The following is a 21,208-nucleotide window of genomic DNA, read 5'->3' as shown; positions in this document are numbered from 1 at the left end:
GCCGGAGCGGTTTCCCGCTCCGGCGTCGTATTGGTTCAGGCGCTAACGCTTACGCCGCGTTGAAGCCGGCGACGGCCTTCACTTCGAGGAAGTCCTCGAGGCCGTACTTGCCCCACTCGCGGCCGTTGCCCGACTGCTTGTAGCCGCCGAACGGCGCGGTGCGGTCGTTGGGCACGCCCTGGAGGTTGACGTTGCCGGCGCGGATCTGGCGACCGACGCGCTTGGCGTTCTCGACCGTGTCGGCCGTGACGTAACCGGCAAGCCCATAGGGCGTGTCGTTGGCGATGTGCACGGCCTCGGCTTCGTCCTTGGCACCGATGATGGTCAGCACCGGTCCGAAGATTTCTTCGCGGGCGATCGTCATGTCAGGGGTGACGTCGGCGAAGATGGTCGGGCGGACATAGAAGCCCTTGTTGACGCCTTCGGGCAGGCCCGGGCCGCCGGAGACGAGCGTTGCGCCCTCGTCGATGCCCTTCTTGATCAGGCCCTGTATCTTGTCCCACTGGCCACGGTTGACGACCGGGCCGATGGTGGTGCCTTCGGCGCGGGGATCACCGGCCTTGGTCTTGTCGGCGACAGCCTTCGCGATCGCGGCGACTTCCTTCATCTTCGACAGCGGCACGATCATGCGCGAGGGCGCGTTGCAGGACTGGCCGGAGTTGTTGAACATGTGCATCACGCCGCCGGTCACCGCCTTCTGGAGGTCGGCACCTTCGAGGATAACGTTTGGCGACTTGCCGCCGAGCTCCTGGCTGACGCGCTTCACGGTCGGCGCCGCGCGCTTGGCCACGTCGATGCCGGCGCGGGTCGAGCCGGTGAACGAGATCATGTCGATGTCGGGATGCTCGCTCATGGCAGCGCCGACCTCGGGGCCGAGACCGTTGACGAGGTTGAACACGCCCTTCGGCACGCCCGCTTCATGAAGGATTTCCGCGAAGATCAGCGCCGAGGTCGGGGTGAACTCCGACGGCTTCAGGATCATGGTGCAGCCAGCGGCGAGCGCAGGCGCGACCTTGCAGGCGATCTGGTTCAGCGGCCAGTTCCAGGGCGTGATCATGCCGACCACACCGACCGGCTCGCGCAGCACCATGGCGGTGCCGATCGGCTCTTCGAAATGATAGTTCTTGAGCACGTCGAGCGTGGTCATGAGATGGCCAAGGCCGGCGCCGGCCTGGAGCTTCTCCGCCATCGGGAGGGGCGCGCCCATCTCGTCGGAGACGGAGGCACCGATCTCCTTGAGACGGCCCTTGTAGACCTCGATGACTTTCGTGAGCAGCGCGACGCGCTCATCGCGGCTGGTCTGGGAGAAAGTTGCAAAGGCGCGCTTGGCGGCGGCGACGGCCTTATCCACGTCAGCCTTGGAGCCCAGCGCAACCTCGTACATCGCCTCTTCCGTCGCCGGATTGACGACCGGGGTGGACTTCTTGACGGCGGGATCGACCCAGGCGCCGTCGATGTAGAATTGCATGCGATTGACCATCGTTAACCTCTTTTTGGGGCTTGGAGGGGGCGTTTCGGCAGGCATCCTTGCACGAAAGCGCCGGCAATTGAACCCGCCATATGCGGGGCCAGCGTTGCGGCAGACGGGGAGTATATGAGCGGACAGCAGTGGGGTGGCAAGGTCTCAATTGCCGTCGTCCTGGCGAAGGCCAGGACCCATTACCACCGGGTTCAGTTGGTTTGCTCAGGCATCTACCGTCTGTCTCCTACAACAACCGCCGCGGAGTATGGGTCCTGGCTTTCGCCAGGACGACGACGGAGATTTACACCGCCATCTTGCGATGGAGCACCGGGGCGCCGGTGGTGAGGCTTTCGGCCGCATCGATGATGGCGTTGGCATCAAGGCCGTAGTGGCGATAGAGGTCGGCGAGCGTGCCGGTCTGACCGAACTGCTCGACGCCGAGCGCCTCGACGCGATGGCCGCGCACGCTGCCGAGCCAGCCGAGCGCGGCCGGATGGCCGTCGATCACGGTCACGATGCCGCAGTCGCGCGGCAGCGGCGCCAACAGTTTTTCGATGTGGCTGAGATGCTGGACGCCGCGGCGATCACGGCGCAATTTCCGTGCAGCGGTCCAACCGGCATGGAGACGGTCCGCCGAGGTGATCGCGAGCAGGCCGATGTCGCGGCGGCTCTCGCCGATCAGACCGGTTGCTTCGATGGCTTCGGGCGCGATCGCGCCGGTATAGGCGATCACGACTTCGGCATTGGGCCCTGGCTTGCGCAGCCAATAGGCGCCGTCGGTGATGCCCTTCTCCAGTTCCGGCGTCATGATCCGCTGCGCCTGCTCGATGCTGCGCGTCGAAAGCCTTAAGTACACGGAACCGCCCTCACCGGGATCGCGCTGCATGTGGTCAAAACCCCAGCCCATGATCACAGCGAGCTCGTCGACGAACGCGGGCTCGAACGAGGCGAGCCCGTCCTGCGCCATGCCGATCAGCGGCGTCGCGATCGACTGATGCGCGCCGCCTTCAGGCGCGAGCGTGATGCCGGACGGCGTCGCCGCCACCATGAAGCGCGCATCCTGGTAGCAGGCATAGTTCAGCGCATCGAGCCCACGCTCGATGAAGGGATCATAGAGCGTGCCGACCGGCAGCAGCCGCTCGCCGTTGATCTGGTGCGACAGGCCGAGCGCCGAGAGCATGATGAACAGGTTCATCTCGGCGATGCCGAGCTCGAGGTGCTGGCCCTTGGGCGAGGCGTCCCAGTTGAATGTGGATGGAATTTTCTCGCTGCGGAATAAGTCCGCCTTCTCGGCGTTCGCAAACAGGCCGCGCCGGTTGACCCACGGACCGAGATTGGTCGAGACGGTGACATCTGGCGACGTCGTCACGATGCGTTTTGCAAGCTCGCTGTCGCTGCGCGCGATCTCGTTCAGCACGAGGCCAAAGCCCTGCTGGGTCGACATTTGCGGCGATGGCTTGAACGCGAGCGGCTGGGGCACCTCGACCACGGGCGCTGTCAGCCGGCGGCCGTCCTGGTTGAACGGCACGCGCGCGAGGAAGGCGTCGAGCTCGGCAGCGTCCTGCGCGAGGCCTTCGTACTTGTCCCACTCGTGCCCGGGCCGGATGTTCTGGCTCTCGCGATATTTCTCCATCTGCGCGACCGTCATCAGGCCGGCGTGATTGTCCTTGTGGCCCTGGAACGGCAGGCCGACGCCCTTGATGGTGTAGGCGATGAAGCAGACCGGACGATCGTGATCGATGGATTCGAAGGCGTCCAGCATGCTCGCCATGTCGTGGCCGCCGAGATTCGACATCAGCGCCAGCAACTCGTCGTCGCTGCGGCGGTCGATCAGTTTCGTAATCGGCCCCTGGTCGCCGATCTCGTCGTGCAAATGCTTGCGGAAGGCCGCGCCGCCCTGGAAGCACAGCGCCGCATAGAGCGCGTTCGGGCAATTGTCGATCCAGCGCTTTAACGCCTCGCCGCCGGGCTCGGCAAAAGCCTCGCGCATCAGGCGGCCGTATTTCACGATCACCACGTCCCAGCCGAAATTGCGGAACACGGTCTCGAACTTTTCCCACAACCCTTCGCGCACGACGGCGTCGAGCGACTGGCGGTTGTAGTCGACCACCCACCAGGTGTTGCGCAGGCCGTGCTTCCAGCCTTCTGCCAAGGCTTCGAAGATGTTGCCCTCGTCCATCTCGGCATCGCCGACCAGCGCGATCATCCGCCCTTCGCGGCGATCCTTCATCCAGCCATGGGCCTTGACGTAATCCTGCACCAGCGAGGCGAACAGCGTCTGCGCCACGCCGAGGCCGACCGAGCCGGTGGAGAAGTCGACGTCGTCGACATCCTTGGTGCGCGAAGGATAGGACTGCGCACCCTTGAAGCCGCGGAAGTTCTCCAGCTTCTCGCGGCTCTGCCGGCCGAACAGATACTGGATGGCATGGAAGACCGGGCTCGCATGCGGCTTCACCGCGACGCGATCCTCAGGCCGCAGCACCGAGAAATACAGCGCCGACATGATGGTCGCGAGCGAGGCGGACGAGGCCTGATGGCCGCCGACCTTCAGGCCGTCCGTGCTGGATCGGATATGGTTGGCGTGATGGATGGTCCATGACGACAGCCACAGCGCCTTGCGGGCCAGTGCGGTCAGGGTTTCGAGGCGCGCGGAATCAGCGGGCATGGCGATGCTCCGGGAAATAATGCCGATCATACCCCTGCCGGCCCCGCCAGATTTCTCAATTTTTCGCGTCATATCCATCAATATTGGGATACAATACCAACAACTGGCCATAAAATGCAGGTTTCATCCCAATGACCGAGCTCGACGCCATTGACCGAAAAATCCTCAGCTCTCTCCAGAACGACAGCCGGCTGACCATGCAGGAGCTCGCCGACAAGGTCGGGCTCTCGGTCTCGCCCTGCCATCGCCGGGTCAAGCTCTTGGAAGAGCGCGGCGTCATCTCGCGCTACATCGCGACCGTCGACCAGAAGGCGCTGGGGCTGCATGTCAGCGTGTTCATCTCGATCAAGCTGGCGCGGCAGAAGGAGGAGGACCTCAATCGCTTTGCCCGGGCAATCTCGAAATGGGACGAGGTGCTGGAATGCTATCTGATGACCGGCAATCGCGACTATCTGCTCCGCGTGGTCGCGGCCGACCTCGCCTCCTACGAGACCTTCCTGAAGACCAAGCTGACCCGGCTCGACGGCATCGCCTCGATCGAGTCGAGCTTCGCGCTGAGCCAGGTGAAATATTCGATCGCGCTGCCGGTGTGACGGCTTCGGCAAGCCATTTCGGAACCGCCGGGGCGCCGGTGTCACATGGGCGCAATAAACCCCGTCGATGGTCGGGAACGACAGGCATCCCCGCCGAGTGAGAGACCCATGACCGCATCCGACCGCACTCCTGAAATGGCCAAGCGCGAACGCATCATCCGGGAAATGACCGACGATCTCGACGAGGAGCTGGAACTCGAGCTCGACGACTCCAGGCTCGACGAGCTCCTGGACGAGACTGGCACGCTGCACACGGCAGTGGATCGCAGGCTCTATTTCAGGGAACTGCTCCGGCTCCAGGGCGAGTTGGTCAAGCTCCAGGACTGGGTGCAGAGCGAGCGGAAGAAGGTCGTCGTGCTGTTCGAGGGCCGCGACTCCGCCGGCAAGGGCGGCGTCATCAAGCGCATCACCCAGCGCCTCAATCCCCGCATCTGCCGGGTCGCCGCGTTGCCGGCGCCGAGCGAGCGCGAGCGTACCCAATGGTATTTCCAGCGCTACGTGTCGCATCTGCCCGCCGGCGGCGAGATGGTGCTGTTCGACCGCAGCTGGTACAATCGCGCCGGCGTCGAGCGCGTGATGGGCTTCTGCACCGACGAGCAATACCAGGAGTTCTTCCAGTCGGTGCCGGAATTCGAGCGGATGCTGATCCGCTCGGGAACCATTCTGATCAAGTACTGGTTCTCCATCACCGACGATGAACAGCAGTTCCGCTTCACTATGCGCATCAAGGATCCGTTGAAGCAGTGGAAGCTGAGCCCGATGGATGTCGAGGCCCGCAGCCGCTGGGAGGCGTACACCAAGGCCAAGGAGACCATGCTGGAGCACACCCATCTGCCGGACTCGCCATGGTGGATCGTCGACGCCGTCGACAAGAAGCGCGCGCGGCTGAACTGCATCGCGCATCTCCTGAGCCAGATGCCGTACCAGGAGGTCGCGCACGCCCCTGTCGTGCTGCCGCCGCGCGTTCGCAACCCCGACTATCACCGCGGCCCGATTCCGCCGGAGATGTACGTGCCGGCGAAATACTGACGGCGCCCCCCGCGTCTTCCGGCGGGCCAGCTTGCCGATGAGGAAAGCGAGATGCCCGTACCGAGCGATCTCAGCGTGACCAGGGACACAGCGTCTCGCCGCCGCTACCGCTTCGGCCCGTGGCTCGCGCTGGCAAGCCTGCTCTCGATGCTGACGGTCGCGCTGGCGCTCGCCCATTGGTTCTGGCAGCCGGCGACGCTGCGCATCGCCGTCGGGCCGGGTGGAAGCGACGACCAGACGCTCGTGCTGGCGATCGCGAAGGCGTTCGATACCAAGGGCGGCGCGGTGCGGCTCGTGCCGGTCGAGAGCGACGGCACGCTACAAAGCCTCAATCTGCTCGGCGCCGGCAACGCCGACCTCGCGGTCGCGCGCGGCGACCTCGCTATGCCGCCCGACGCGAATTCGGTCGCGATCTTGCGCCGGAATTTCGTGGTGCTGTGGGCGCCGACGGGCCGCAAGGGCGCGCCCAAATCGAAGGTGACGGACATCGCGTCGCTCAGCGGGCGCCGGATTGGCATCGTCGGCCTCGGCGATGCCAATCCCAATCTGCTGCGCGTCGTCCTCGGCGAGTCAGGCGTCAATCCGCAGAAGGTGACGATCACCCAGTTCGGCATCGACCACATCGCCGAGATGACCCAGGACACCACGCTCGACGCCTTCATGATGGTGGGCGCACTCGACGACAAGGTCATCGCGGAGACGATTGCCACGACCACGCGCCTGCGCGGCGATCCGAAGTTCCTGCCCGTCGATGTCTCCGAGGCCATCGCCGAGCGGCACCCGCTGTACGAATCCGAGGAAATTCTGGCCGGCGCATTTGCCGCCACGCCGCAGCGGCCCGACGACAAGATCGAGACCATCGCCGTCAATCATTTGATCATCGCGCCCAGCTCGCTGTCCGAGGACGCGGTTGCGGCCTTCACGCGCGAGTTGTTCGCGGTCCGGCCATCGCTGGTGAAGGATTTACCCGGCGCCAGCCACATCCAGAAACCCGATACCGACAAGGATGCCGCGCTGCCGGCCCATCCCGGTGCTGCCGCCTATATCGACGGCAACGAGCGCAGCTTCATGGACAAGTACAGCGACTACATCTGGGGCGTGGTGCTGCTGCTCTCCGGCCTCGGCTCGGTCGCCGCGTGGTTGCGGCACTATCTGCGCCGCGAGGAGCGTAGCCAGAATGCGCTGCATCGCGATCGCCTGCTCACCGCGATTACCAGCGTGCGCGAAGCGACGTCGCTCGACGATCTCGCTTCCATGCAGAGCGCGGCGGACGACATTTTGCGCGAGACGCTCGCCTGCCACGAAGACGGTGCTATCGAGGACGGCGACCTCGCCGCCTTCGGCCTGGTGCTGGCCCAATTCCACCAGGCGATCGTCGACCGCCGGGCGGTGATGGCCCAGACGGTTGAGGCCGACGCGTCCGCGAAGCCGAACGGTGCGGCCCTTCAACCCGTCGCTATCTCCACGGCTGCACGATGATCTTGGTATGCGCCTCGGGATTGGCGAGATCGGCGAAGGCTTTTGCAACGCCGTCGATGCCGACTTCCGCCGTGACCATCGCGGCGGCATCCACCTGCCCTTCCGCGATCAGGCGCAGTGACGCCGCGAACTCGTCCGGCGTGTAGCCGAGCACATATTGAACGTTGAGCTCCTTCATGATGCCGAGCATGGGCTCGCTTTTGTCGGTCTCCATGCAGACGCCGACCACGACGATCCGCGCATCGCGCGGCGCGCCCTCAAACACCTGCTGTAACAGGCCGGGCACGCCGACGCATTCGAAGATGATCGCGGGCTTCAGTGCCGGCAGCATCGCCTGCAACGGCGGCCGCGCCGCCTTCTCGGCCTCCGACATCTGTGCGTGCTCGGCCCAGGTCGCATAGGGTTGCGACACCTTCGGATCGACCACGATGTCGGCGCCGAGTTTTGCTGCGAGCGCACGCCGCGTCGGTGAATAATCCGCTGCGACGATCGGATGCAGGCCCTTGATCTTCAGCGCGGCAATGACCGCGAGCCCGACCGGGCCGCAGCCGATCACGAGCGGCACCTCGCCGCCACGAATATTGGCCTTGGCCACGGCGTGAACGCCGACAGCGAGCGGCTCGGTCAGCGCGGCGTGTTCGGGCGCGAGACCATTCGGCACCTCGAGCAGCAGCGGCTCGCTCAGCAGCATCGCTTCCGCATAGCCGCCGATATTCTCGTTGGAATAACCGATCCCCTCGATGCCTTGCGGCGTCAGCAACGCCGGCAGCGAGCAGACATGCGTACCTGGCTTAAGCTTGCGCGCAGTGCCGGGACCGTAGCCGACAATCTCGCAGCAGAATTCGTGGCCGAACACGACATCGCGAGTGAGGTCCATCGGCTTGCGTCCGACCTTCCGCGACATCTCCACCATGCGGTGGGCATGCTGGCGTGCGTGCAGGTCGGAGCCGCAAATGCCGCAGGCGAGCGTCTTGACCAGGACCTGGCCGGGGCCCGGCTTCGGCTCGAGCATCCGGTCGACGACAATCTCACCATTCCTGAAAATCGCAGCGCGCATCCGGCTCCTCCCATATTGTTGGAGCCATAGATAGCACGACGCGGGACGCGAATATTGCGTCAGGGGTTCGGGGAACGCTCTGCCTGCACCAGAAGCTGGGCGCGGCGGACACGCTCGCGATGGGCGATGTAGAGACCGCTGGCGACGATGAAGGCCGCGCCGACGATGGTCCACAGATCCGGCAGCTCGCCGAACAGGAAGAAGCCCAAAATGCTGACCCACAGCAATTGCGTGTAGGAGAACGGCGCCAACACCGAGGCATCGCCATAGCGATAGGCCAGCACGACGATCCATTGGCCGACGGTGGAGGCAACGCCGATCACGATGCCAAGCCCGATCGCGGTCCAGCTCGGCGTCACCCAGACGAACGGCACCATCACCGTGAGGATCACAAGACCGGTGAGCGCAGAATAGGCCATCGTCGTGACGACCGCTTCCCGCCCGCTGATCATGCGGGTCAGGATCAGCGCAGCGGCCCAGCAGAACGCCGAGACGATCGGGAAAAATGCGGCGACATGAAACGCGCTCGAGCCCGGCCGCAGGATGATCATCACGCCCACCAAGCCGATCGCGGTCGCGATCCAGCGGCGCATGCCGACCTTCTCGCTCAGGAAGATGATCGACAATGCGGTGACGAACAGCGGCGAGACGAAGCCGGTGGCGGAGGCTTCCGCAATCGGCAGAAAGCGCAGGCTGGTGATGAAGAACAGCGACGAGCCGAGCAGCGCAGCGCCGCGCATCAGTTGCAAACCGAGGCGCTCGGTGCGCATCGCATAAAGCGGCGAGACCGGCAGCATCACCGGCGTGAACATCAGCGCGAAGGTGACGAAGCGGATCCAGGTGATCTCGATCGAGGGCAGGCTCGTCGACAGATATTTCGCGGTGACGTCGGAGCAGCCGAGAAACACCGTCGACAGCAGCACCAGTGCAATGCCCTTGAAGGGATGATCGACGCGCGCAGGCGCGCGGCGCGCCTGCTGCTTCTTTTCCGGCATGTGCATGGGAATACTGTCGAGCCTTGCGGCTGCGGCGGGCGGCGGAGTCACGGCTGAAACCTGGAAAAAATACGATTCGGGATGACTCTAAAAACGACAAATGCGCCGCTTTCACAACTTCCGAAAACAGGATGCCGATATGCGCTGAGGTCCGCGCGCGTCAATGCTTCATTAAGAATGCGAACAAAGCGCGTTTGCTGCACTACAGCATAGGAAGACCGCGCGGCTTCCGACCGCGTGGAAACGCCGCATCCAGCGCCGAAATCTCGTCCTTCGTCAGCATGAGATCGCCTGCTGCCGCATTTTCGCCGGCATGTTCCGCGGACGACGCCTTCGGGATCGCGAATACCGTAGTCGCACGGGTGAGGAAGCTCAGTGCGACCTGACGCGGTGTCGCGCGACGCGCCTCTGCGATGCGCGCAAGCACGGCACCGCCCTTGCTGTTGCTTGTGGGAAAATCGTCGTGGCCGAACGGCGAGTAAGCGACGACAGCGACGCCGTGCTGCTCGCACCAGGGGATCACCGCATGCTCGATCGCGCGCTCTTTGAGATGATAGAGAACCTGATTGCAGGCGATCCTGCCTTCACCTGCGACGTCGAGAATCTCGTCGAGATCGTCGGTGTCAAAATTAGAAACGCCCCAGGATTTGATCTTGCCGGCCTTCACCAGCTCTTCGAATGCAGCGACGGTGTCTCCCAGCGGATAGGAGCCGCGCCAGTGCAGCAGATAGCAATCGAGACGATCGGTCTTCAGCCGCTTCAGCGAGCGCTCGCAGGCCGTGATGGTGCCGCGGCGCGACGCGTTGCTCGGCAGCACCTTTGAGACCAGGAACACCTCATCGCGCCGACCTGCGATCGCATCCGCAATGACAAGCTCAGCGTCGCCATACATCTCCGCGGTGTCGACATGAGTCATGCCGACATCGAGCCCGCGCTGAAGAGCGGCAATCGCACGTTTGCGATCGCCATGATCGAGATACCAGGTGCCCTGCCCGATGACGGAGACCTTTGCGCCGGTCTGGCCGAAGAGGTTTTTATTCATGTCGTGCTCCGATGTCGTCCTGGCGAAAGCCAGGACCCATTACCACAGGGAGATGTTGTTGCAGTAGATGGTGGACGCGGTGCAATTCGACAACACTGACCGGGGTCATGCGCTCGCAATGATGATGGAGAGAACCCGTAGCCCGGATGGAGCGAAGTGAAATCCGGGGTTCGTGCTAAGCGGCGCGGACGTCCCGGATTTCGCTTCGCTCCATCCGGGCTACAAGAGAGCCGACCTACCCCGCTGCGCCCGCGAGCTTCGCTGGCTTCGCCGGGGCCACCTCGGTCGTCGCAATCAGGCGCTTGAGCTCGGGGATGCAGGAGCCGCAATTGGTGCCGGCCTTGAGTTTTGCACCGATCTCGGCCGTCGTGCGCGCGCCCGCGACGATGGTGTCGCAGATGGTGCCGCGGCCGACGCCGAAGCAGGCGCAGACGATGGGGCCGGTCGCGGCGGCGCCTTCGCTGGACTTGCCGGACAGGAGCATCCGGCGCTGATCGTCGCTGACGTGATCGGCAGCGAACACGCTCTTCACCACTTCCCAATCACCGGCATCATGCGCGGGGCCGACGAACAGGCAGGCCTCGATGCGATCGCCGGCGAACGAGGCCGCGCGATAGACGCCGCCGCCAAAATCGCGGTACTCGGCGACATCCTCGCCAGCGAGGCCGTCGAGCCAGGCCGGCCAGCGTGCGAGGTCGGCATTGTCGGCGAAGAGATAACCGAAGCCGCCGGCGACGGTCGCGCGGGTCCACAACAGGTTTGACGGCAGATCGAGCTGCTTGCGCGACAGCACAAAGCCGCGAAAGACGTATTCATACGGCGCGATCGCGGCCGGCGTGGCCTTCATCTCCGGCTGTCCCGAGAACGGATCGGTGAACGGTGCGGACAGTGCGCCGACGCGACCGTGCGAAGCATTCATCGCACTCCAGTGGATCGGCGCGAACAGCATCCCGCGCTGCTGCCGATCGCTGACGACGACCTTCAGGATGCACTGGCCGTAATTGGTGGTGAGGCGGGCGAAGCCGTCATGGGCGATGCTGTATTTGTTGGCGTCGTCGGGATGGATCTCGACGAACGGCTCGGGCAGATGCGCACCCAGCCGCTTGCTGAGGCCCGTGCGCGTCATGGTGTGCCACTGGTCGCGGATGCGCCCGGTGTTGAGCCGCAGCGGTCGCGACGGACCGGTCTCGCCGCGCAGCGCCGGCACCTCCGGCGCGACGAAGCGGCCCTTGCCATCATTGGTGAAGAAACCGCCTTCCGCGAAGAAACGCTCGCCCGGCGCCTCGCCCTCACGCGCTGGCCACTGCACGGGCTTCAAGGCATCGAAGGCTTCGTCGGACAGCGAAGTGAGCGCGCCAATATCGAAATCGCGGCTGCCATTGTTCTCGAAGGCCGAGAGCGCGGCATGCTCGCGGAAAATATCGGCGGCGGATTTGTAATTGAAGCTGGCACCGAAGCCCAGACGCTTGGCGGTCTCGCTCAGGATCCACCAGTCCGGCCGCGCCTCTCCGGGCGCCGGCAGGAACGAGCGCTGACGCGAGATGCGGCGTTCGGAATTGGTCACCGTGCCCGACTTCTCGCCCCAGGCCAGCGCCGGCAACAGCACATGCGGGCCGGCATCGACGGTGTCGTTGGACAGCACGTTCTCGGAAACGACAAACAGCTCGAGCTTCTTCAGCGCCTCGCGCACGAAGTCGGCATCGGGCAGCGACACCGCCGGGTTAGTGCCCATCACCCACAGCGCCTTGACCTCGCCGCGGTTGATCGCCTCGAACAGCTGCACCGCTTTCAACCCTTCATGGGTCGCGATGCGCGGCGCCTTCCAGAACCGCCGCACGCGGTCGATGTCGGGCGGCGTGAAGTTCATATGCGCGGCGAGCTGATTGGCGAGGCCGCCGACCTCGCGGCCGCCCATCGCGTTGGGCTGGCCGGTGAGCGAGAACGGCGAAGCGCCCGGCTTGCCGATGCGCCCCGTGGCGAGATGGCAGTTCAGGATGGCGTTGACCTTGTCGGTGCCCTGCGCCGACTGGTTCACGCCTTGCGAATAGAGCGTGACGACCCGCTCGGTGTCGCGGAACATCTTGAAGAAGGTCGCAACGTCCTGCTCGGAGAGGCCCGTGGCGAGCGCTGTCGCAATGACGCTGCCGGCGATGTTGCGCGCGCGAGCCAGCGCGTCGTCGAAACCCGACGTGTTCTGCGCGATATAGTCCTGGTCCAGCGCACCGCTGTCGACGAGATGGACGAACAGGCCCGAGAACAATGCGGTGTCGGTGCCGGGCTTGAGGCCGAGGAACAGATCGACGTCGCTCGCGGTGTCGGTGCGGCGCGGATCGATCACGATCATGCGCGCACCGCGCTCCTGCCGGTTCTTCACCATGCGCTGGAACAGCACGGGGTGGCACCAGGCCGCATTCGAGCCGACGAAGACCAGCAGATCGGCCTGGTCGAGATCCTCGTAACAGCCGGGCACGGTGTCGGCGCCGAAGGCGCGGCGGTGGCCGGCGACCGAGGACGACATGCAGAGCCGAGAATTGGTGTCGACATTGGCGGTGCCGACAAAGCCCTTCATCAGCTTGTTGGCGACGTAATAATCCTCGGTCAAAAGCTGGCCGGAGAGATAGAACGCTACTGCGTCGGCGCCGTCGCGCGCGACGATGTGCTGCATGCGGTGGGCGACGTGGTCGAGCGCATCGCTCCAGGCGACGCGTTCCAGCACGCCCTTGCAGCGGATCATCGGGTAGAGCAGCCGGCTCTCGAGCCCGACGGTTTCGCCAAGCGCGGAGCCCTTCGAGCACAGCCGGCCGAAATTGGCGGGATGATCCGGGTCGCCGGCGATCGCGGCGCCACCCTGGCCGTCGGGCGTCGCGAGCACGCCGCAGCCGACGCCGCAATAGGGGCAGGTCGTCTTGGTGGCGCGGAGGGTGGGATCGATCGCCGTCATCTCAAGCCGCCTTTGGCGGTAGCGCGAGCGTGCGGCCGAACATCATGTCGGTGCGGAACGCCGTGATCTTCTCGCGGGTGCGGATCAGCTCGAAATACCAGAGTGCGTCGGCGGTATCGCCGATCAACACCGCGCCGGTCAGGCATCCGTCGGCGATCACGAGCTTCTTGTAGGTGCCGCGCCTGCGGTCGCTGAGCACCAGGCTCTCGCTGCCCTCCCCGCCCATGAAGTCGCCGGCGGAGAACACGCTGACGCCGGATACCTTCAGATTGGTCGAGACCACGCTGCCCGGATAGGACGCAGGCTTGCCGCCGAGATGCCGCGCCAAGACGCGCGCCTGCTCATAGGCCGGCTCGACCAGGCCATAGCAGGTGCCGCGATGCTCGGCGCATTCGCCGAGCGCGTAGATGTCGGACGACGCCGTTTGCATCACGTCGTTGACGACCACGCCGCGATTGACCGCGATACCGGCGTCCTTGGCCAGCGCGATGTTGGGCCTGATGCCGGCCGCGAAGATCACGGCGTCGGCCTCGATGCGGCTGCCGTCGGCGAGCTCGATGGCTTCGACCTGGCTCTCGCCGTGGATACACTTCGTGCTGGCGTTGAGCAGGATACGGATGCCCTTGCGCTCGACCAGTGTCTTGAGCAGGTCGGCCGCGGGCGCATCGAGCTGGCGCTCCATCAGCCGGTCCATCAGATGCAGCAGCGTCACCGGCGCGCCGGCCTTGGCGAGACCGTAAGCGGCCTCGAGGCCGAGCAAGCCGCCGCCGACCACGACGACGCGCTTCTTGGCCGCAGCGAGCGTCAGCAGCAAATCGACGTCGCGGGTGTCGCGAAAGGTGTGCACGCCGGCGAGGTCAGCACCGGGCACGTTGAGCCGCAGCGGCGTCGAGCCGGTGGCGAGCACGAGTTTTGAATATTCCATGCTCTCTTCGCCGGCGATCTTGAGCTCGCGGCGGCCGGTGTCGATCCCAGTGACGCGGTAGCCGTAGCGCACCGTGACGCCGCGATGGCGCCACCAGTCGGCAGGCTTCAGCTCGATCTCGTGCGAGCCGGTTTCGCCGGCGAGCACCGAGGAGAGCAGCACGCGGTTGTAAGCGAGCCGCGGTTCATCGCCGACAACGGCAACCGCGTAGCGGCCGAGCGCAGTCTCGGCGAGTTCATCGACCAGACGCGCGGCCGCCATACCGTTACCGACGATGACGAGCGGTTCACTCACAAGGCATCTCCTATTCAGCGGCCTGCGACTGTGCGCCGTAGGCCTCGGAAATCATGAAGCCGGACAGCACGCCATAGGCGTCGGTCCAGGCCGCGGCGAGTTCGGGTGTCCAGGCCTCGCCGAGACCCTTCTCCAGCGTCCACAGCAAGGTCGCACCGACCACGGGGTAGTGCTCGGCCTTGGCGCCGTAGGCGACGTGGCGCTTGGCGAGCGCAGAGGCCGCGGGAAGAATCGTCTCCAGGTTCGACAGGCCGCCGACGACGGCAGCGAGCATGCCCATCAGCTTCTTGCGCTGTTCGGTCATATCCTCGGGAAACATCGCGCGCACCGACGGCGCCACCTCGAACAAGCGGTCGTAGAACAGCCCAGAGGCTGCTTCTGAAATCGGCGCGACCTTGGAAAAGCTCTGCTGGACGAGGGTGATCTGCTCGGGCGTCATGATGTTCTCCTGCCTGTTTCGGTTTGCCTTGGTCCGCGCCGTTGCGAACAAGGTTCATGGGTCAAACGTCATCAGCGAGACCTCTCCCCGCGTACGGGGAGAAGCGACATTTATGCCAAGTGATCACACCCGTGCTTCGGCGAGGCTTGGCGCGCCTTCGCCCTGCGGGCTGCGACGCAGATAGAACCACCAGGTCAGCGCGAGGCAGGAGGCGTAGAAGCCGAGATAGATCGCCAGCGCGAGCTGCGGACCACCAGTCATGGCGATCGACTTGCCGAAACCACTCGGGATCAGATAGCCGCCGACGGCACCGACCGCGCCGATGAAGCCAACCGCCGCACCGCTTTCGATGCTCGCCGTCTTCAGCGCGACCGTGCGCGCCGCGTCGCCCTTGCCGCGCACCTTGAACAGGTTCTGCTCGCGGAAGATCGAGGGGATCATGCGGTAGGTCGAGCCGTTGCCGATACCCGTCGTGACGAACAGGATCAGAAACATCGACAGGAAGCCGATGAAATCCTTCTGCCCGACGAAGTAGAGCACCCCGACCGTCGCCGCCGCCATCGCCATGAAATTCCAGAAGGTGAGGATAGAGCCGCCGATCTTGTCGGCGAGCAAGCCGCCGAGCGGCCGCGACAGCGAGCCGACCAGAGGCCCGAGGAAGGCGATCGCGATCGTCACCGTCGGAAACTGCGTCTTGATCAGCAGCGGGAATGCCGCCGAGTAGCCGATGAAGGAGCCGAACGTGCCGATATAGAGATACGCCATGATCCAGGTGTGCTTGCGCTTGACCACCGCGAGCTGGTTCTTGATCGACGACTTGGCCGTGGTGAGGTTGTTCATGAAGAACACCGCACCGAACACCGCGATCGCGATCGGCAGCACCCACATCAAGCCGGCGTTTTGCAGGAACACGCCGCCGACGGGGCTTGCCTGGAACAGGTTGATCACGCCGAGCGTCATGAGGATCGGCGTCAGCAACTGCACGCTGGAGACACCGATATTGCCGCCGGCGGCATTCAGGCCGAGCGCCCAACCCTTCATCCGGTCCGGGAAGAAGAAGGAGATGTTGGTCATGCTGGAGGCAAAATTGCCGCCGCCGAGACCTGCAGTCGAGGCGATCAGCAGCATCAGCCAGAACGGCGTGTCGGGCTGGCTAACGAAATAAGCCAGCGACAGCGTCGGAATGAACAGGATCGCCGCACTGAAGATGGTCCAGTTGCGGCCGCCGAAGGTCGTGACCGCGAACGTATAGGGGAAGCGCATCAACGCGCCGATCAACCCGGGAACGGCCACGAGCTGGAACAGCTCGTCGGTCGTGTAATGGAAGCCCGCCTGCGGCAGCTTGGTGGTGACGATGCTCCAGATCAGCCACACCGAGAAGCCGATATGCTCGGCGACGATCGACCAGATCAGGTTACGCCGGGCGATCGTTTTACCGCCCGCATTCCAGAACGCCTCGTCTTCGGGGCGCCAGTCAGAAATCCACGTAGGATCCTTGGTCATTGAATATCCCTTCCAGGCTCACCGCTGCGTCGTTGCAGGCTCAGCCTCCGGCCACGGAGGCGCTCCGAGGCCAAGCCCCGGTGGCGAGATCACGATGCTGATTGATGATGTTGAGGGACGTCGTCGTTGGCGTCGGATTTAGTATTTCAATTTCCGTGCCAATTGCGCGCAGTCGGGAAATATAGGGAATTCAGGGGCTTGTTCGAATTGCCCGAAATTTTTGCAAGGTCATTTCGCACGCAAATTTTGCGATTCGCTCAATCCTTGTGCGGCGCATAAGGATTGAGCGCGGTGACTCCAAAATAGGCGCGCAGCGCAGCGCGCTAACGCCGCGTTTACGCGGCTTCGACGAAGCGGTGACGCTCGTAGAGGAATTCGAGCACGCGCTGCCGGCACTTCAGATAGGTGGCATTGGTCGCAAGCTCGAGCCGCTTGCGCGGACGCACGAGCGGCACCTCCAGCACCTCGCCGATGCGCGCGGACGGCCCGTTGGTCATCATCACGATGCGGTCGGACAACAGCACGGCCTCGTCGACGTCGTGGGTGATCATCAAAATGGTGTTGCCGAGCTTCTGATGCAGCGCCATCACCGAGTCCTGGAGATGTGCACGCGTCAGCGCATCGAGCGCACCGAAGGGTTCGTCGAGCAGCAGCACCTTCGGCTCCATCGCCAGCGCCCGCGCAATGCCGACGCGCTGCTTCATGCCGCCGGAGATTTCGGCAGGCCGCTTGTCCCTGGCATGCGCCATCTGCACCAGGTTGAGATTGTGCATCACCCAGGCGTCGCGCTCGGCACGGGACTTGGTCCTGGCAAACACCTTGTCGACGCCGAGCTTGACGTTCTCGTAGACCGTGAGCCACGGTAGCAGGCTGTGGTTCTGGAACACCACGGCGCGATCGGGCCCCGGCGAATTGACCTCGCGGTTTTCCAGCAGCACGCCGCCGGTGGTGGCGTTGGTGAGGCCTGCGATGATGTTGAGCAGGGTCGACTTGCCGCAGCCGGAATGGCCGATGATCGAGACGTATTCGCCCTTCTCGATCGTCAGATTGATGTCCTTCAGCACCTCCGTGCTGGCCGCGCCGCGGGTGAAGATCTTGTCGATGTGGTCGAGCTTCAGATAGGCGGTCATGTGTTTGCTCCTCAGCCCTGCGCAGTGCCGCGGGTGACGATCTTGCCGAGGCCCGCGATCAGGCGATCGAGCACGAAGCCGATGATGCCGACATAGAACAGCGCCAGGATGATCTCGCTGATATGCGAGGAGTTCCATGCGTCCCAGATGAAGAAGCCGATGCCGACACCGCCAATCAGCATCTCCGCCGCGACGATCGCGAGCCAGGACAAGCCGATGCCGATGCGCAGGCCGGTGAAAATGTAGGGCGCGGCGGCCGGGATCATGATCTTGGCGAAGAACTCGAGCGGATTGAGCTGCACCACGGCTGCGACGTTGCGATAGTCCTGCGGGATGTTGCGGATGCCGACCGCGGTATTGATGATGATCGGCCAGATCGAGGTGATGAAGATGACGAAGATCGCAGACGGCTGGCCGTCGCGGAACGCTGCGAGCGAGAGCGGCAGCCAGGCCAGCGGCGGAATGGTGCGCAACACCTGGAACAGCGGATCGAGCCCGCGCATCGCCCAGACCGACTGTCCGACCAGCACGCCAAGCGCGATGCCGGCGATCGCGGAGAGCGAGTAGCCGAGTGCGACGCGCTGGAGACTGGCGGAAAGATGCCAGAACAGGCCCTTGTCGATGCCGCCATGGTCGAAGAACGGATCAAGAATAAGCTCCTTGGTATCCCTAAACACTTTTGACGGCGGCGGCAGCGCCGAGCCGGCGCGGCGACAGACGAGCTCCCACACCAGCGCCAACAGCGCGACCACGACGAGCGGCGGGACGACGCGCACCGCGGTCTCCCGCGCCATTCGCGCGTAGGTCTCGCTGCGCGGCGGCCGCTTCGGTGTCAGCGCGACGACCGGCGCGGCAGCACCCGCGAGCGTTGCGGTCTCAACATCCATCTTCGTGGCAGGCATGTTCATCGCAGTATCTCTCCGGCTCCCAAGACGATGCGGCCGCCCTGGGGCGGCCGCTGGCTGCATCAGACTTCGACGCGCTTGATCGCAAGCGACTTCAGATAGGCAGCCGGATTTTCGGGATCGAACACCTTGCCGTCGAAGAAGGTCTCCTTGCCGCGCGAGGTTGAGGTCGGGATGTCGGAACTGGCGACGCCGAGCGTCTTGGCCGCGTCCTTCCAGAGGTCCTCGCGGTTGACCTTGGCGATCAGCGCCTTGGTGTCGAAGCCGGCTTCGTATTTGCCCCAGCGAATGTCCTCGGTGAGGAACCAGAGGTCGTGGCTTTGGAACGGATAGGACGCCTGGTCCTTCCAGAAGCGCATCTGCTGCGGCGAGTTCTCGACCACGCGGCCGGTGCCATAGTCGAACTTGCCCTTCATGCGGTCGGTGATGTCCTCGACCGGGCAGTTGATCCACTGCCGCTTGGCGCAGATCGCGGCGGCGTCCTCGCGGTTCTCGACCTTCTCGGACCATTGCTGGGCTTCCATCACCGCCATCAGCAGCGCCTTCGCGGCCTTCGGATATTTGTCGACCCAGGCCGCGCGCATGCCGAATGATTTTTCGGGATGCTTGTCCCAGAGCTCACCGGTGGTGATTGCGGTGTAGCCGATCTCCTGGTGGATGAGCTGGAGATTCCAGGGCTCGCAGACGCAGAAGCAGTCCATGGTGCCAACCTTCATGTTGGCGACCATCTGCGGCGGCGGCACCACGATGGTTTCAATGTCCTTGTCCGGATCGATGCCGCCGGCGGCGAGCCAGTAGCGTATCCAGAGATCATGCGTGCCGCCGGGGAAGGTCATCGCGGCCTTCACGGACTTGCCGCCAGCCTTCTTCTTGTCCAGCGCCGCTTTAAACGGCGCGGTGTCGATTCCGACCTTGAGATCGGCATATTCCTTGGCGACCGATATGCACTGACCGTTCAGGTTCAGGCGCGCCAGAATATACATCGGCGTCGGCTGATTGTTCTGCGTCACCTTGCCGGCCGAGATCAGATACGGCATCGGGGTCAGGATGTGCGCACCGTCGATGCCGTTACCCTCGGAGCCGAGCACGAGGTTGTCGCGCGTGGTGCCCCACGAGGCCTGCTTCTGCACCTCGACATCGGGCATGCCGTATTTGGCGAAGATGCCCTTTTCCTTCGCGACGAACAGCGGGGTCGCGTCGGTGAGCGCGATGAAGCCGAGCTTGGCGCCCTTGACCTCGGGACCTGCGTCCTGCGCGAATGCGCCGGCGGGGAAATTCAGCTTGGCGGCGGCGAGAAGGGCGGCGGTGCCGCCTGCGGCCTTCAACAATTGACGGCGGCTGAGGCCCGAGGGCCGGCGGATGCGCTTGGTCATGTCTGGTGTCGTCCTTTGCGTCGTTGCGAATGATTGCGTCAGTGCGCACGAGCGGCCCGTCCGTCCGGGGGCGCCTGGAAACAGACGCAAGCGAACGCGCGACGGGGAGACCCCCGTCTGGATGGCGTCAGCAATTCGGATGAGAAGTCTCGCGGGACGGCATCAATGGCGTCGGCTTGAATGATTCAAGCTTCATGCCAATCCAGAGAACCAGAAAATCCTTTTAAAATTAATTAGTTAGACCTACCGCGCCGGGTTGTCGCAGCTCCCGGCGCGCACGCCAAACTTGCGATTCGCTCAAATCTTGTGCGGCGCACATGAAGTAGGCAGACGTGATTCACACCATACTAGGCCGGCTCCGCGGCCTTCGTTCCCAGCGGCTTCGGCGCCATGCCGCCGCCCGGCTTGAGGTGGAATTCGTAGGTCATCAGATGCCACTGCCCGCCGGCCTTGCTGCCGTCGGGCATCGCCGAATCGTTGCGCGGCTCGACCTTGGCGATGAGGTCGTCCTTGACGCCGAACACCACGTCGGAATCGAGATATTTGTCGCCGTCCATGAAGACGTGCGTGATCAGCGGCTCATAGCCCTTGGCATTGACCAAGAAGTGCACATGCGCGGGGCGCATCGGATGGCGCTTGGTCTGCACGATCATCTCGCCGACCGGACCGTCGGTCGGGATCGGGTAGCTGCACGGCAGGATGGTGCGGAAGAAGAATTTGCCGTCGCTATCGGTCACAAAGCGCGCACGTGCGGACGCGCCGACCTCGTCATAGTTCGGCTTCTGTGAATCGTAGAAGCCGTCATCATCGGCATGCCAGACGTCGACGGGCACATTCGCGAGCGGCTTGCCCTGAAGATCAGTGACGCGGCTCTGCACGAACATCCGTTCGCCAGTGAGATTGTTCGGCGAGATGTCGGTGCCGTGGGCCGTGACCTTGTGCTCACCGACGTAGAACGGGCCGAGCACCGTGGTCTGGGTGGCGCCGTCGCGGTCGCGGTGATTGACGGCATCGACCAGCATGGAGACGCCGAGCACGTCGGACAGCAGGATGAATTCCTGGCGCGTGTCGGTACATTTCTGGCCGGTGCGGGTCAGGAAGTCGATGGCGTATTCCCACTCCTCGAAGGTCAGACCGGTCTTGCTCACGTAATCGTGCAGCGACTTCACCAATTCCTGGAGCAGGAACTTTGCACGCGGGTTTGGTGTCTGGTCGAAGCTCCGGACGACGGCTTCGGTGAGTTCGGTCTCGTTGAACTGGGTCATGATGCGCTGCCTTGAGTTTTTCTCGTTGGCCCCGTTAGAGGTCCTTAGGGGAGTCCTTGGGGCTCCCTGGAGGCGTTCCAGACTGGAGCCTACACCAGTCGGCGGCCTCGC

General features: G+C 64.2%; 16 protein-coding genes. 3 read left to right on the top strand and 13 right to left on the bottom strand.

Annotated elements, in window-relative coordinates; all coding sequences use genetic code 11:
- Positions 1-49: 49 nt before the first annotated feature.
- Both UP06_RS38305 and UP06_RS38300 read right to left on the bottom strand, forming a co-directional pair.
- A complete protein-coding gene (locus UP06_RS38305) occupies positions 50-1,480 on the bottom strand; it encodes an aldehyde dehydrogenase family protein (RefSeq protein ID WP_045008904.1) in 1,431 nt (476 codons plus the stop codon).
- Between the two features lie 283 nt (positions 1,481-1,763).
- A complete protein-coding gene (locus UP06_RS38300) occupies positions 1,764-4,127 on the bottom strand; it encodes a thiamine pyrophosphate-binding protein (RefSeq protein ID WP_045009070.1) in 2,364 nt (787 codons plus the stop codon).
- 131 nt (positions 4,128-4,258) lie between these two features.
- Here UP06_RS38300 and UP06_RS38295 point away from each other — a divergent pair, with 131 nt between their 5' ends.
- From UP06_RS38295 to UP06_RS38285, 3 genes are all read left to right on the top strand, one after another.
- Positions 4,259-4,720, top strand: coding sequence for an Lrp/AsnC family transcriptional regulator (locus UP06_RS38295; RefSeq protein ID WP_045008903.1), 462 nt, complete (start codon positions 4,259-4,261; stop codon positions 4,718-4,720).
- A 108-nt stretch (positions 4,721-4,828) separates the two neighbouring features.
- The gene (gene ppk2, locus UP06_RS38290) at positions 4,829-5,749 is read left to right on the top strand and encodes a polyphosphate kinase 2 (protein ID WP_045008902.1); all 921 of its coding nucleotides are present in this window, start codon (positions 4,829-4,831) and stop codon (positions 5,747-5,749) included.
- A 51-nt stretch (positions 5,750-5,800) separates the two neighbouring features.
- A complete protein-coding gene (locus UP06_RS38285; protein WP_045008901.1) occupies positions 5,801-7,228 on the top strand; it encodes a TAXI family TRAP transporter solute-binding subunit in 1,428 nt (475 codons plus the stop codon).
- Here the strand turns inward: UP06_RS38285 and UP06_RS38280 are convergent.
- The 11 genes from UP06_RS38280 to UP06_RS38230 all read right to left on the bottom strand — a co-directional run bounded on the left by UP06_RS38280 (position 7,206) and on the right by UP06_RS38230 (position 21,097).
- Positions 7,206-8,285, bottom strand: a complete 1,080-nt coding sequence (locus UP06_RS38280; RefSeq protein WP_045008900.1) for a zinc-binding dehydrogenase — start codon at positions 8,283-8,285, stop codon at positions 7,206-7,208. The two genes, UP06_RS38285 and UP06_RS38280, sit on opposite strands and share 23 nt — an antisense overlap.
- A gap of 59 nt (positions 8,286-8,344) precedes the next feature.
- Positions 8,345-9,286, bottom strand: a complete 942-nt coding sequence (locus UP06_RS38275) for a DMT family transporter (RefSeq protein WP_197087479.1) — start codon at positions 9,284-9,286, stop codon at positions 8,345-8,347.
- A 196-nt stretch (positions 9,287-9,482) separates the two neighbouring features.
- A complete protein-coding gene (locus tag UP06_RS38270) occupies positions 9,483-10,322 on the bottom strand; it encodes an aldo/keto reductase (protein ID WP_045008899.1) in 840 nt (279 codons plus the stop codon).
- Between the two features lie 235 nt (positions 10,323-10,557).
- Positions 10,558-13,263 carry a nitrate reductase gene (locus UP06_RS38265; RefSeq protein ID WP_045008898.1) on the bottom strand — a complete coding sequence of 902 codons (2,706 nt, stop codon included), beginning with the start codon at positions 13,261-13,263 and terminating at the stop codon, positions 10,558-10,560.
- A 1-nt stretch (position 13,264) separates the two neighbouring features.
- Entirely contained in the window at positions 13,265-14,482 is a 1,218-nt protein-coding gene (locus UP06_RS38260; RefSeq protein ID WP_050032655.1) for an NAD(P)/FAD-dependent oxidoreductase, read from the bottom strand.
- A 10-nt stretch (positions 14,483-14,492) separates the two neighbouring features.
- Positions 14,493-14,921, bottom strand: a complete 429-nt coding sequence (locus tag UP06_RS38255; RefSeq protein ID WP_045009067.1) for a globin family protein — start codon at positions 14,919-14,921, stop codon at positions 14,493-14,495.
- 123 nt (positions 14,922-15,044) lie between these two features.
- Positions 15,045-16,424, bottom strand: a complete 1,380-nt coding sequence (locus UP06_RS38250; protein WP_045008897.1) for an MFS transporter — start codon at positions 16,422-16,424, stop codon at positions 15,045-15,047.
- A 335-nt stretch (positions 16,425-16,759) separates the two neighbouring features.
- Positions 16,760-17,554, bottom strand: a complete 795-nt coding sequence (locus tag UP06_RS38245; protein WP_045008896.1) for an ABC transporter ATP-binding protein — start codon at positions 17,552-17,554, stop codon at positions 16,760-16,762.
- Positions 17,555-17,565: 11 nt separating this feature from the next.
- Positions 17,566-18,462, bottom strand: coding sequence for a nitrate ABC transporter permease (ntrB, locus tag UP06_RS38240; RefSeq protein WP_045008895.1), 897 nt, complete (start codon positions 18,460-18,462; stop codon positions 17,566-17,568).
- A gap of 59 nt (positions 18,463-18,521) precedes the next feature.
- Positions 18,522-19,832 carry a CmpA/NrtA family ABC transporter substrate-binding protein gene (locus tag UP06_RS38235; protein WP_045008894.1) on the bottom strand — a complete coding sequence of 437 codons (1,311 nt, stop codon included), beginning with the start codon at positions 19,830-19,832 and terminating at the stop codon, positions 18,522-18,524.
- 347 nt (positions 19,833-20,179) lie between these two features.
- The gene (locus UP06_RS38230) at positions 20,180-21,097 is read right to left on the bottom strand and encodes an intradiol ring-cleavage dioxygenase (RefSeq protein ID WP_045008893.1); all 918 of its coding nucleotides are present in this window, start codon (positions 21,095-21,097) and stop codon (positions 20,180-20,182) included.
- Positions 21,098-21,208: the final 111 nt, after the last annotated feature.

This window comes from Bradyrhizobium sp. LTSP857, from assembly GCF_000938285.1.
Classification (GTDB): Bacteria; Pseudomonadota; Alphaproteobacteria; order Rhizobiales; family Xanthobacteraceae; genus Bradyrhizobium.
This window is presented reverse-complemented; position numbering and strand designations above follow the sequence as displayed.

What these genes read in the sequence shown, in the direction of transcription:
- UP06_RS38305 (WP_045008904.1), bottom strand. Translation starts at nt 1,480, where the DNA reads ATGGTCAATCGCATGCAATTCTACATCGACGGCGCCTGGGTCGATCCC.
- ntrB (WP_045008895.1), bottom strand. Translation starts at nt 18,462, where the DNA reads ATGAACATGCCTGCCACGAAGATGGATGTTGAGACCGCAACGCTCGCG.
- UP06_RS38280 (WP_045008900.1), bottom strand. Translation starts at nt 8,285, where the DNA reads ATGCGCGCTGCGATTTTCAGGAATGGTGAGATTGTCGTCGACCGGATG.
- UP06_RS38285 (WP_045008901.1), top strand. Translation starts at nt 5,801, where the DNA reads ATGCCCGTACCGAGCGATCTCAGCGTGACCAGGGACACAGCGTCTCGC.
- UP06_RS38270 (WP_045008899.1), bottom strand. Translation starts at nt 10,322, where the DNA reads ATGAATAAAAACCTCTTCGGCCAGACCGGCGCAAAGGTCTCCGTCATC.
- UP06_RS38235 (WP_045008894.1), bottom strand. Translation starts at nt 19,832, where the DNA reads ATGACCAAGCGCATCCGCCGGCCCTCGGGCCTCAGCCGCCGTCAATTG.
- UP06_RS38255 (WP_045009067.1), bottom strand. Translation starts at nt 14,921, where the DNA reads ATGACGCCCGAGCAGATCACCCTCGTCCAGCAGAGCTTTTCCAAGGTC.
- UP06_RS38300 (WP_045009070.1), bottom strand. Translation starts at nt 4,127, where the DNA reads ATGCCCGCTGATTCCGCGCGCCTCGAAACCCTGACCGCACTGGCCCGC.
- UP06_RS38250 (WP_045008897.1), bottom strand. Translation starts at nt 16,424, where the DNA reads ATGACCAAGGATCCTACGTGGATTTCTGACTGGCGCCCCGAAGACGAG.
- UP06_RS38245 (WP_045008896.1), bottom strand. Translation starts at nt 17,554, where the DNA reads ATGACCGCCTATCTGAAGCTCGACCACATCGACAAGATCTTCACCCGC.
- ppk2 (WP_045008902.1), top strand. Translation starts at nt 4,829, where the DNA reads ATGACCGCATCCGACCGCACTCCTGAAATGGCCAAGCGCGAACGCATC.
- UP06_RS38230 (WP_045008893.1), bottom strand. Translation starts at nt 21,097, where the DNA reads ATGACCCAGTTCAACGAGACCGAACTCACCGAAGCCGTCGTCCGGAGC.
- UP06_RS38295 (WP_045008903.1), top strand. Translation starts at nt 4,259, where the DNA reads ATGACCGAGCTCGACGCCATTGACCGAAAAATCCTCAGCTCTCTCCAG.
- UP06_RS38265 (WP_045008898.1), bottom strand. Translation starts at nt 13,263, where the DNA reads ATGACGGCGATCGATCCCACCCTCCGCGCCACCAAGACGACCTGCCCC.
- UP06_RS38275 (WP_197087479.1), bottom strand. Translation starts at nt 9,286, where the DNA reads ATGCACATGCCGGAAAAGAAGCAGCAGGCGCGCCGCGCGCCTGCGCGC.